An 11,815-nucleotide genomic window follows, 5' to 3' on the forward strand; every position below is an offset into this window, starting at 1 on the left:
GTCATGGCCGGGCTTGTCCCGGCCATCCACGCCTTACCCCGGTACCAAGAACGTGGATGCCCGGGACATAGGCGAGCGGAAGCGACGCCGTGCTTCGGACGGCTACGCCCGGGCATGACGGCAAGTTTCTGGACTGACATCGGGTACGAGTAAACGCACGCATGTATCAGTGGGACTTCGGCATCCTCTGGAGCTATCGCTGGCTCTTTCTCAACGGGCTCGGCGTCACCGTCGGCTTCACCGTGGTCATCGTCGTGCTCGGTCTCGTCTTCGGCCTGTTCGGCGCGTTCGGCAGCCTGTCGCGCTTCAAGGCGGTGCGTCTGGTCGCCCTCACCTTCATCGAGGCGTTCCGCTGCACGCCGATCCTGGTGCAGCTGATCTGGTTCTATTACGCGCTGCCGATCCTGGCCGGCGTCGAGATGACGCCGATCACGGCCTCGGCGCTCGCGCTCTCGCTCTATGGCGGCTCGTTCTATTCCGAGATCATCCGCGGCGGCATCATCTCGATCGACAAGGGGCAGTCGGAAGCCGGCGCCGCGCTCGGCATGACGCCGGGACAGAGCATGCGGCGCATCGTGCTGCCGCAGGCGATCAAGCGCATGATCCCGGCGTTGATGAACCAGTCGATCATCCAGTTCAAGAACACCTCGCTGGTTTCGGTGCTCGCCGTGCCCGACCTCGTCTACCAAAGCCAGGTCGCCGCCCATGACAGCTACCGGCCGCTGGAGACCTACACCGCGGTCGCGGTCGCCTATGCGGCGATCCTGATTCCCTTGACCATCATCGTCCGCCGCGGCGAGAAGCGACTGGCGGTCAGCGAATGAGCGAGACGTCCAAAATCGAGATCCGCAGCCTGCGCAAGAGCTTCGGCAGCAACGAGGTTCTGAAGAACATCAGCCTCGACGTGGCCAAGGGCGGCGTGGTGGCGCTGATCGGCCCATCCGGCTCCGGCAAGTCGACACTGCTCCGCTGCATCAATCTGCTGGTCGTGCCCGACGGCGGCAGCGTCCGCGTCGGCGACACTAGCTTCCAATTCGGCGAAGGCGCGAAGCTTCCGGACGTGAAGACACTCGCCAAATTCCGCACCACCACCGGCATGGTGTTCCAGCATTTCAATCTGTTCCCGCACATGACGACGCTTCAGAACGTCATGGAGGGGCCGGTCACGGTGCGCCGCATGGCCAGGGCGGACGCCGAGAAGCTCGCGCGCGCGCAGCTTGCCAAGGTGGGCCTTGCGGAGAAGGCCGACCAATATCCGGCGACGCTGTCCGGCGGGCAGAAGCAGCGCGTCGCGATCGCGCGCGCGCTCGCGATGGAGCCGGACGTGATGCTGTTCGACGAGGCCACCTCGGCGCTCGATCCCGAGCTCGTCGGCGAGGTGCTCGCCGTCATGCAGCGGCTGGCCTCGGAAGGCATGACCATGGTGATCGTCACCCACGAGATCGCCTTCGCCCGCGAGGTCGCCGATCGCCTCATCTTCATGCGCGACGGCGTCGTGGTCGAGGAAGGTCCGGCGCGGCAGGTGATCGACAATCCGCAGGAAGCCGCGACGCGCGCCTTCCTCAGCCATTTCCACCGCACCGGCGCGTTGCCGCCGGCCAATGTAGCACCGTGATGCCTGATATCGATCGTGCCTATCTCGTCACCGGTGCCGCCAGTGGCATCGGCCGCGCCACCGCAAAACTGCTCGCGGCCTCCGGCACCGCGCTTTTGTTGCACACGCGCTCGAACGCGGAAGGTCTCGACGACACCGCGGCCGAAGCCGAAGCGAAGGGCGCTGTGGTCGCAAAGTGCCTCGGCGATCTCGCCGAGGAAGCAGCCGTCACCGACGCCGTCGCCGCCGCGCAACGCGCTTTCGGACGGCTCGACGGATTGATCCTGGTCGGCGGTCATGCCCGCCGCGGCAGCGCGATCGGCACGCCGGCGGATCAGTTCCGGCAGGCGATGGACGAATCGGCGCTGGCGTTCACGCGGCTGGTCGACGCCGCGCTGCCGCTGCTACGTGACGGGCGCGATGCGCGGATCGTGGCGGTCTCTTCTTTCGTCGCGCATGCGATACGGCCCGAATTCGCACCCTTTGCCGCAACGGCGGCAAGCCGCTCCGCGCTCGAAGCGCTGGTGCGTCTCACCGCGATCGAGCTCGCCAAAGACGGCATCACCGTCAATGCGGTGTCACCCGGCCTCATCGTCAAGGACAAGCCGAGCGAGAGCCGGCTCTCGCCCGAGCAGATCGCCACCACCGAGGCGCTGATCCCGATGCGCCGCCGCGGGCGGCCGGAGGAAGTGGCCGAGATCATCGCCTTCCTGGCGTCGCCGAAGGCGTCCTACGTCACCGGCCAAGTCTGGCACGTCAATGGGGGCCTGACATGACCGAAGCAACCGTCGAACGCATCAGGCTGTTCCTGATCGAGAGCCCGATCAAGATGGCGCGCCTCCAGGGCGTCGGCAACGTCAAGGGCACGGTGAAGCGCGTGCTGATCGAGCTCACCGCGAGCGACGGCGTGATCGGCTGGGGCGAAGCAGCTCCGTGGGAAGTGTTCACGGGAACGCCGGAAGCGGCCTTCTCCGCGCTCGACATCTATCTGCGGCCGATCGTGCTCGGCAAACCCGTGCGCCGCATTCGCGCGCTGATGGCCGAGCTCGACCGTGCGCTGGTCGGTCACGCCGAGGCCAAGGTCGCGATCGAGATGGCGCTGCTCGACATCGTCGGCAAGTCGTCAGGATTGTCGGTCGCCGACCTGCTCGGTGGCCGCGTGCGCGACACGATTCCCCTCTCCTTCTCCATCGCCGATCCCGATTTCGCCGCCGATCTCGAACGCATGCGAAAAATGGTTCCGGACGGCAACGTCATCTACAAGGTCAAGACCGGCGTAAAACCGCATCGCGAGGACCTCGATCATCTCGAAGCGATCCGCAAGGAATTCGGCGACGAGGTCGACCTGCGCGTCGATTACAACCAGGCACTTGCGCCGTTCGGCGCGATCAAGATTTTGCGCGATGTCGAAGAGTTTGCGCCGACCTTCATCGAGCAGCCGGTGCCGCGCAAATATCTCGACGTGATGGCGCAGCTCACCGCGGCGCTGGAAACACCCGTTCTCGCCGACGAAAGCTGCTTCGACCGCCGCGACATGATGGAGGTGGTTCGCCGCGAGGCGGCCGATGCCGTCTCGATCAAGCTGATGAAGGCCGGCGGCCTGTTCGAGGCCCAGGCGATCATGGCGATCGCAGACATCGCCGGCCTGCCCGGCTATGGCGGCACGCTGTGGGAGGGCGGCATCGGGCTTGCCGCCGGGACACAGCTGATCGCGGCAACGCCGGGCATCTCGCTCGGCTGCGAATTCTACATGCCGCATCACGTGCTGACCGAGGACGTGTTGGAAGAGCGCGTTGCCAACCGCGCCGGCCATGTCGTGGTGCCCGACGGCCCGGGTCTCGGCATCCGCGTCAGCGAGGCCTCCGTCCGCGCCAATGCGCGGGTGCTTGCGGAGGCTTAATTCCGTCATTCCGGGGCGCACGCAGCGCGAGCCCCGGGACGACAGCGGAGCATGCCGCCCCCGCGGCCCCTAACCTTCCCCTCAGGGACTCCCTATCGTATGGTCCGGCCAAACACGCCCGCCCCCATCGGGCTATCCGGAAACGCATATGTCTGATCCCGCCTGGTCGCTGCACTCCCGCCTGAAAGAAGACACCATCGACATCGGCGACCTGCCGCTGTCGAAGGTACTGGTCATCAAGGACGCGCATTATCCCTGGCTGCTGCTGGTGCCGCGGCGGCTCGATGCGGTCGAGATCATCGATCTCGACGAGGTGGAGCAGGCGCAACTCATGACGGAGATCTCCCGCGTCTCGCGCGCGCTGAAAGAGATCACCAAATGCGACAAGCTCAATGTCGCCGCGCTCGGCAACCTCGTGCCGCAGCTTCACGTCCATATCATCGCACGCCGGACCAGCGACGCCGCCTGGCCGCGGCCGGTCTGGGGCGTGATGCCGCCCTTGGCGCACGACGCCACCGAGGTGCAGACTTTCATCAGCGCGCTTCGCCGCAAGATCTGGTTGGGTTGAGAACAAGAAATGTCAGCATTCGACTCGTTTCCGCTGGGACAGCCGGCCTTCGTCACCAACATCCTCGATCGTGCCGCGCATCTGCGCCGCGACGACGAGAAGCTGTTCGCGATGGAGCAGAAGCCATCATCGCGTGCCTACGTCGTCTACCGCGACTCGCTGCTGGTGAAGCGCGAGGGCGACAAGGCGCGCGCGTTGCTGGGAGTCGACGAGGCGCTGAAATGCGGCGCCAACCCCGGCACGATCTTCTTAGGGTTGCGCGACGGCGCTGCGGTGTTCGGCATGGGGATGGCGCAGGCGGCGGCCGAGAAGCTGATCGGCCGCGAGGACTACACCGTCACCGAGCTGCGCGGCATGGCGATGCAGGGCGTGATTCCGCCCGACGAGCTCTCGGCGATCGCGATGGCGAAGTCGATGGTGAGCTGGCACCAGCGCCACGGCTATTGCGCCAATTGCGGCACGCGGAGCGCGATGAAGGAAGGCGGCTGGAAGCGCGAATGCCCTGCTTGCAAGGCCGAGCACTTTCCGCGCACCGATCCCGTCGTGATCATGCTGGTCGCCTCGGGCGAGAAGTGCCTGCTCGGCCGCCAGAAGCAGTTTCCGCCGGGAATGTATTCCTGCCTCGCCGGCTTCGTCGAGGTCGCCGAGACCATCGAGGACGCGGTACGCCGGGAAATCCTCGAAGAATCCGGAATCCGCTGCACCGACGTGCAGTATTACATGACGCAGCCTTGGCCCTATCCATCGTCGCTGATGATCGGCTGCAGCGCGCGGGCGCTCAACGAGGACGTCGTCGTCGATCATTCCGAGCTGGAGGACGCGCGCTGGTTCACCCGCGAGGAGGCCGCGCTGATGCTGACGCGGACGCATCCGGACGGGCTCGCCGGCCCGCATCCGTTCGCGATCGCCCACCATCTGCTCGGCCGCTGGGTGCACGGCAAGACCGGCGCGTAAGCTGGGGCCGCCGGTGGCCACATCAGGGACCGCGCCGGGCATCCTCTGCATCGGCATTCCCGTGCGCGACCTCACCTTTCGCGTCGAGGCCGTGCCCGAGCGCGGCAGCAAGGCCAACGCCGCGCATCTCGCCGAGATCTGCGGCGGCAACGCGCTCAATGCTGCGATCGCCATCGCGCGGCTCGGTGGCCGGGTCTCCTTCGCAGGCCCAATGGGCGATGCACGGGAGGCGTCGAGCGGCTTCATTCTCGAACAGATGGCCACTGAAGGCATCGACACGACGCACGTCGTGCGCATGCCCGGCCTGACCACGCCGGTCTCGGCGATCCTGATCGAGCCCTCGGGCGAACGGACGCTCACGATCTATCGCGATCCCGCTCTGTGGAGCGTGAAGCTGCCGCACGGTGACGTACTGCTCGCCGATTGCCGCGCAGTCCTCGTCGAGAGCCGCTGCGGCGCCCTTTGCATCGATCTCTGCGCCGAGGCACGACGGCGCGGCATTCCCGTCATTGTCGGCGTCGATCGCGCGATGTCGTTGCAGGACGGCCTGCTCGCGGCCGCCTCGCACCTGCTGTTCGCCAGCGACCAGGCGCAGGAGACGGCCGGTGTCGCCGACGACGGCGGCGCGTTGAAGCGCCTCGCAGGACTGACGCCGGCCTTCCTCGCCGCCACGCGCGGCCCGCGTGGCACGATCTGGCTGAACGAGGCGGGCGAGCTGGAGGAGACTCCAGCCCTCCCGGTTCAGGCGGTCGATACGCTTGGGGCCGGCGACGTCTTCCATGGCGCCTTCACGCTTCGCCTCGCCGAGGGCGAGGAGATGCGGGAGGCGCTGCGATTCGCCGCGGCCGCCGCAGCGCTGAAATGCACCCGCCATGGTGGCGGCACGGCCGCCCCACAACGCGTTGAAGTTGAAGAGCTTTTACGAGGTAAGCTTTAGAGCGGTTCCACCGCTGCGCCGAGATTATGGGCTTGCCGTGGAAAGATTTTCTCTATATCAGGGAAATCAGCCCCTGAAATGGAACAAAGTTCTTCAAATGACTGACCTCGCCGTGCAGCTCCCCGAGACCAGCCGCCGCCTCGATGCCATCGACCGCAAGATCCTGATGGTGCTCCAGGAGGATGCCTCCCTCTCCGTCGCCGAGATCGGCGACCGCGTCGGGCTGTCCTCGACGCCCTGCTGGAAGCGCATCCAGCGCCTCGAGGCCGACGGCGTGATCCTGAAGCGGGTCGCCCTGGTCGACCAGAACAAGATCGGGCTCGGCATCTCCGTGTTCGTGTCAGTCGAGAGCGCCGACCATTCGGACGCCTGGCTGAAGAAATTCGCCGAGGCCGTGAGCGCGATGCCCGAGGTGATGGAGTTTTACCGCATGGCCGGCGACGTCGACTACATGCTGCGCGTCGTGGTCGCCGACATGCAGGCCTATGACGTGTTCTACAAGAAGCTGATCAGCGCCGTGCCGCTGAAGAACGTCACCTCGCGCTTCGCGATGGAGAAGATCAAGTCGGTCACCGCGCTACCGATCCCGGCGGTGGTGGCGGCTTAGAGGCTTAGTTGTCAGGTCTCACCAGAAGGAAGCTGTCATCGCCCGGCCTTGACCGGGCGATCCAGTATTCCAGAGGCGGCGATTGGATACGGAGAAGCTGCGGCATACTGGATGCCCCGGTCAAGCCGGGGCATGACAGCGGAGATTTGCGGCGCGGGTTGTGCTCCCTGATGCCCCTCAAATCGTCTGATTGTACGCGCCGACTTCGGGATGCGCGCGGAGCACGCTGTTCACCATCTCGAACATGTCGTGCATGCGCTGCTCGGAGACCGGGCTCTCGACCACGACGACGAGCTCGGGCTTGTTCGAGGACGCGCGCACCAGGCCCCAGCTGCCGTCCTCGACCGTGACGCGTACGCCATTGACGGTGACGAGATCGCGGATCGCCTGGCCGCCGATCTTGGCGCCCTCGGCCTGCAGGCCTTCAAAATGCTTCACCACCTGGTCGATGACGCCGTACTTGGTCTCGTCGGCGCAATGCGGCGACATGGTCGGCGACGACCAGGTTTTTGGCAGCGCGTTCTTCAGATCGGCCATCGACTTGCCCGGCGCGCGGTCGAGCATGTCGCAGATCGCGAGCGCCGACACCAGGCCGTCGTCATAGCCGCGTCCATACGGCTTGTTGAAGAAGAAGTGGCCGGACTTCTCGAAGCCCGCGAGCGCACCCGTCTCGTGGGTGCGGCGCTTCATGTAGGAATGGCCGGTCTTCCAATAGGCGACCTTGGCGCCCTGCTTCTGCAGCACGGGATCGGTGACGAACAGACCGGTCGACTTCACGTCGACGATGAAATGCGCGTCCTTGTGGATCGCCGACATGTCGCGGGCCAGCATCACGCCGACCTTGTCGGCGAAGATTTCCTCGCCGGTGTTGTCGACGACACCGCAGCGATCGCCGTCACCGTCGAAGCCGAGACCGACATCGGCCTTGTGATGCAGCACCGCGTCGCGGATCGCGTGCAGCATTTCCATGTCTTCCGGGTTCGGATTGTATTTCGGGAAGGTGTGGTCGAGCTCGGTGTCGAGCGGGATCACCTCGCAGCCGATCGCCTCCAGCACCTGCGGCGCGAACGCGCCAGCGGTGCCGTTGCCGCAGGCGGCGACGACCTTGAGCTTGCGGGTCAGCTTCGGACGGCCGGTGAGATCGGCGATGTAGCGCGCCGGATAATTCTCGTGGAACTGGTAGGAGCCGCCGGCCTTGTTCTTGAATTCGGCGTTGAGCACGATCTCCTTCAGCCGCGTCATCTCGTCGGGTCCGAAGGTCAGCGGGCGGTTGGCGCCCATCTTCACGCCGGTCCAGCCATTGTCGTTGTGCGAGGCCGTGACCATGGCGCAGCAGGGCACGTCGAGGTCGAACTGCGCGAAATAGGCCATCGGCGTCACCGCGAGCCCGATGTCGTGCACCTTGCAGCCCGCAGCCATCAGGCCGGAAATCAGCGCATATTTGATCGAGGCCGAATAGCCGCGAAAATCATGGCCGGTGACGATCTCCTGCTTGACGCCGAGCTCCGCAATCAGCGCGCCCAGCCCCATGCCGAGCGCCTGGATCCCCATCAGGTTGATTTCCTTCTGGAACAACCAGCGCGCGTCGTATTCGCGAAAACCCGTGGCCTTCACCATCGGCTCGGATTCGAAGGCATAGGTGTTGGGCAACAAGACGGATTTCGGCTTGGGAAACATTGAGACGGTCTCGTGAAAATGGCGGGAATTGGTGCAGCCTTAGCGAATGCCGGGCCGCAGCGGAAGGCGGGAATGGCAGCTTATGGCTTATAATTGCGGCAGTTTGGTAACGGGAAAACGCGGCCCGGCGCGAGACTTCCGCCAACGCCGTCCTGAAAAAATCCGTGCGAACGACCGTTCGTCGGCGCGGTGAGCGCCTTTGAGGCGGCTTACTGCTCCAGCACCATCTGGCCGTTGGCGTATTCGAAGCGCTTCAGGCGGGACAGGAAGGAGAGGCCCAGCAGGTTCTCCGACAGCGCCTCGTCCGGCAGCACCATGGCGTCGACGTCGCGCACGACGAGGCCGCCGACCTCGAGCATGGCGATGCGCGTGCGCGCCGCCTTGATGGTGCCGTTGGCGGTCGAGACGGTGGCGTTGTACTCGCCGCGCGAGGGACGCAGGCCAAAGCGGGCGGCCGAGCTCTCGTTCAGCGCGACCACGGAGGCGCCGGTGTCGATCATGAAGCCGATCCGCTGGCCGTCGATGCGGCCTTCGGCCTGAAAATGGCCACGGCCATCGCGGGAGATGGCGAGGCTGCGCCCACCGGCCGGCGCCGTCGCAGCAACCGCGATCGTCGTGCGCGGCGCTGACGTCGCGGAGGCGGAACTCATCCTGTCCGCCATCTGCGCCATGAGCGTGCCGAGGCCGATCATGATGGCCGCGAGGATCATTATGTTACGCATCACACCACTTCCGAGCCGGAAAGCTCGATTTCACCACGCGACACGTCTGGCCGCGAGCGACGCTGCGGTCAGAGCGCCGCTATTTTGACGAAAAGGATGAGCGGAGGGTTAATAGGCCTTCGTGGCTTCTCACGTCCCGCGCGGCTTGACCCGCCGTGTCGGCAGCGCACTCGCCGGATCCTCCGGCCAGGGATGGCGCGGGTAGCGGCCGCGCAGGTCGGAGCGCACCGCGGCGTAGCTGCCGCGCCAGAAGCCGGGGAGGTCGCGCGTCACCTGCACCGGGCGCTGCGCCGGCGACAGCAATTCCAGCACCAGCGGCACCTTGCCGGCCGCGATCGACGGATGGGTGTTGAGCCCGAACAACTCCTGGAGCCGCACCGCAATGGTCGGCCCCTGCTCGGCCTCGTAGTCGATCGCGAGCACGCTGCCGGTCGGCGCCTCGAAATGCGTCGGCGCCTCGCGATCGAGCCTTGCGCGCATCTCCCAGGGCAACAGCGCCATCAGCGCGTCGGAGAGATCGCCGGCCGAGATGTCTTTCAGCGCGATCTTGTCGTAGAGCGCCGGCACCAGCCAGTCGTCGCGCCGCGCGATCAGCCCGCCGTCCGTGAGATCGGGCCAGCTGTCGCCCTCGGCCTTGCGCAGAAACATCACGCGGTCGCGCCACTGCTTTGCGGCCTTCGACCAGGGCAACCGGTCGAGACCTGCGGCAATCAGCCCATCGGCGAAGATGCGCGCAGTCTCCTCCGAAGGCGACACCGCGAGCGTTGCCTCAGACAATGTGATCGCATGCAGCGCCCGCTTGCGCCGCGCGCGCAGCGCCATCGCGCCACGATCGAAGGAGATCTCGTCAACGGTCTCGATATGCTCGGCGAAATGCCGCTCGATGTCGTCCTCGCTGATCGGCGCTGCCAGCAGAACGCGGCCGCTCGCCGCCGTGCCCGTCATCTCGCCGATCGCGATGTAGGGCGCGCGGGCGAGCGACGAGGTCTGCTCCACCGCGGCGCCGCGACCATTGGCGAGCACGAAGGTGCCATTGCCGCGATTGCGCGCGACGCGGTCCGGGAAGGCGTAGGCGAGCATCAGGCCGATCGAGAGATCATCCTGCCCGGTTACGGCCTTCTCCGACGCCGCCACCTGCGAAGCCCAGCGCCGCGCGAGATCGCGCGCGCTCGCGGCGCGCGGCGAGCGATCGCGGCGGAACTGATCGCGCCGGTACTCGAGATCGACGCTGTCGCCGCCGAGCCCGCGCTCGGTGACGATGGCCGCGATCTCGGCGGCGGCTTCGCCGCTGCCCACGCGATGCGAATCCACGATCATGCGCGCCAGCCGCGGCGGCAGCGCCAGCGCGCGCAGGCTTTTGCCTTCGGCGGTGATGCGGCCGTCGCCATCGAGCGCATTGAGCTCGGAGAGAAGGCTTTTCGCCTCTTTCCAGGCGGGCAGCGGCGGCGGATCGAGGAATGACAACGCCGAAGGATCGGCGACGCCCCATTGCGCGAGGTCGAGCACCAGCGAGGAGAGGTCGGCGCTGAGGATTTCCGGCTGGGTGTAGGGCGCAAGCGAGGCCGTCTGCGGCTCATCCCAGAGCCGGTAGCAGACGCCGGGCTCGGTGCGGCCGGCGCGGCCGCGACGCTGGTCCACTGCCGCACGCGCCGCGCGCACGGTCTCGAGCCGCGTCAGCCCGATGTCGGGCTCGTAACGCGGCACGCGGGCGAGGCCTGAATCGACCACGATGCGCACGCCCTCGATGGTGAGCGAGGTCTCCGCGATCGAGGTCGCCAGCACCACCTTGCGCGTGCCCTTCGGCGCGGGCGCGATCGCGCGGTCCTGCACGGCGGCGTCGAGCGCGCCGAACAGCGGCACGATCTCGATGGAGGCATCCTGGACGCGCTCGCTGAGGAAATTCTGGGTGCGGCGGATTTCGGCGGCGCCCGGCAGGAACGCCAGCACCGAACCGCTGTCGGCGCGCAGCGCGGACGCGATCGCATCCGCCATCTGCCGCTCGACCGGCGCATCCGCCTTGCGGCCGAGATAGCGCGTCTCGACCGGAAAGGCGCGGCCCTCGCTCTCGACGACGGGCGCTTCCCCGAGCAGCTTTGCCACGCGGGCGCCGTCGAGCGTTGCCGACATCACGAGGATGCGCAGATCCTCGCGCAGGCCGGTTTGCGCGTCGCGCGCCAGCGCGAGGCCCATGTCGGCATCGAGCGAGCGCTCGTGGAATTCGTCGAACAGGACGGCCGCGATGCCGGAGAGCTCGGGATCGTCGAGGATCTGGCGGGTGAAGATACCTTCGGTCACCACCTCGATGCGCGTCGTGCGCGAGATCTTCGAGCCGAAGCGGACGCGGTATCCGACGGTTTCGCCGGCGCGCTCGCCAAGCGACTTGGCCATGCGCTCGGCACTGGCCCGGGCAGCGATACGCCGCGGCTCCAGCACGATGATCTTCTTGCCCGCGGCCCAAGGCGCATCCAGCAGCGCCAGCGGCACCCGCGTGGTCTTGCCTGCGCCGGGCGGCGCCACCAGCACAGCCGAATTATGCGCCTCCAGCGTGCGCGAGAGGTCGTCGAGCACGGCATCGATCGGAAGGGGCGTGTCGAAGCTGCGGGGCAAGGCCTATCCATTCGTCATGCCCGGCCTTGTGCCGGGCATCCACGTCTTCGACTAGAAACAGACGTGGATGGCCGGGACAAGCCCGGCCATGACGAAATCGTTGCGGCAGTGGACCGTCAGCCCTGCACCGGCGGACGGCCGATGCTCTCGTAGGTGAAGCCGGCGGCTTCCATCTCTTCGGGCGGGTAGATGTTGCGGAGATCGACCACGACGGGCTGGGCCATGGCCGCCTTCAGCCGGCCGAGATCG

At 66.7% G+C, this 11,815-nt stretch carries 11 protein-coding genes; 8 read left to right on the plus strand and 3 right to left on the minus strand.

The window, feature by feature from the left end; all coding sequences use genetic code 11:
• Positions 1 to 161 precede the first annotated feature (161 nt).
• The 8 genes from QJT78_RS12330 to QJT78_RS12365 all read left to right on the plus strand — a co-directional run bounded on the left by QJT78_RS12330 (position 162) and on the right by QJT78_RS12365 (position 6,560).
• Entirely contained in the window at positions 162 to 824 is a 663-nt protein-coding gene (locus QJT78_RS12330) for an amino acid ABC transporter permease (RefSeq protein WP_028149000.1), read from the plus strand.
• Positions 821 to 1,615 (plus strand): amino acid ABC transporter ATP-binding protein, encoded by a 795-nt coding sequence (locus tag QJT78_RS12335; RefSeq protein ID WP_028149001.1) that lies wholly within the window; start codon positions 821 to 823, stop codon positions 1,613 to 1,615. Before QJT78_RS12330 ends, QJT78_RS12335 begins: the two co-directional genes overlap by 4 nt.
• Positions 1,615 to 2,370, plus strand: a complete 756-nt coding sequence (locus QJT78_RS12340) for an SDR family oxidoreductase (RefSeq protein ID WP_028149002.1) — start codon at positions 1,615 to 1,617, stop codon at positions 2,368 to 2,370. Before QJT78_RS12335 ends, QJT78_RS12340 begins: the two co-directional genes overlap by 1 nt.
• Positions 2,367 to 3,494, plus strand: a complete 1,128-nt coding sequence (locus QJT78_RS12345) for a muconate cycloisomerase family protein (RefSeq protein WP_028149003.1) — start codon at positions 2,367 to 2,369, stop codon at positions 3,492 to 3,494. Before QJT78_RS12340 ends, QJT78_RS12345 begins: the two co-directional genes overlap by 4 nt.
• A 148-nt stretch (positions 3,495 to 3,642) precedes the next feature.
• The gene (locus QJT78_RS12350) at positions 3,643 to 4,062 is read left to right on the plus strand and encodes an HIT family protein (protein ID WP_028149004.1); all 420 of its coding nucleotides are present in this window, start codon (positions 3,643 to 3,645) and stop codon (positions 4,060 to 4,062) included.
• Positions 4,063 to 4,071: 9 nt separating this feature from the next.
• Complete coding sequence (gene nudC, locus QJT78_RS12355; RefSeq protein WP_028149005.1) at positions 4,072 to 5,016, plus strand: NAD(+) diphosphatase; 945 nt, start codon at positions 4,072 to 4,074, stop codon at positions 5,014 to 5,016.
• A 13-nt stretch (positions 5,017 to 5,029) separates the two neighbouring features.
• A complete protein-coding gene (locus QJT78_RS12360) occupies positions 5,030 to 5,953 on the plus strand; it encodes a sugar kinase (protein WP_028149006.1) in 924 nt (307 codons plus the stop codon).
• Between the two features lie 97 nt (positions 5,954 to 6,050).
• Positions 6,051 to 6,560, plus strand: a complete 510-nt coding sequence (locus tag QJT78_RS12365) for an Lrp/AsnC family transcriptional regulator (protein ID WP_014491365.1) — start codon at positions 6,051 to 6,053, stop codon at positions 6,558 to 6,560.
• Between the two features lie 177 nt (positions 6,561 to 6,737).
• On the opposite strand, the gene QJT78_RS12370 is transcribed toward QJT78_RS12365, so the two are convergent.
• The 3 genes from QJT78_RS12370 to hrpB all read right to left on the minus strand — a co-directional run bounded on the left by QJT78_RS12370 (position 6,738) and on the right by hrpB (position 11,566).
• Entirely contained in the window at positions 6,738 to 8,237 is a 1,500-nt protein-coding gene (locus QJT78_RS12370) for a phosphomannomutase/phosphoglucomutase (RefSeq protein ID WP_038943024.1), read from the minus strand.
• A 209-nt stretch (positions 8,238 to 8,446) separates the two neighbouring features.
• Positions 8,447 to 8,959 (minus strand): TIGR02281 family clan AA aspartic protease, encoded by a 513-nt coding sequence (locus tag QJT78_RS12375; protein WP_028149008.1) that lies wholly within the window; start codon positions 8,957 to 8,959, stop codon positions 8,447 to 8,449.
• A 129-nt stretch (positions 8,960 to 9,088) separates the two neighbouring features.
• Positions 9,089 to 11,566: an ATP-dependent helicase HrpB gene (gene hrpB / locus QJT78_RS12380; protein WP_038943025.1), complete on the minus strand. Its 2,478-nt coding sequence runs from the start codon at positions 11,564 to 11,566 to the stop codon at positions 9,089 to 9,091.
• Positions 11,567 to 11,815 lie beyond the last annotated feature (249 nt).

Source organism: Bradyrhizobium sp. Mp27 (assembly GCF_029953005.1).
Lineage (GTDB): Bacteria > Pseudomonadota > Alphaproteobacteria > Rhizobiales > Xanthobacteraceae > Bradyrhizobium > Bradyrhizobium barranii.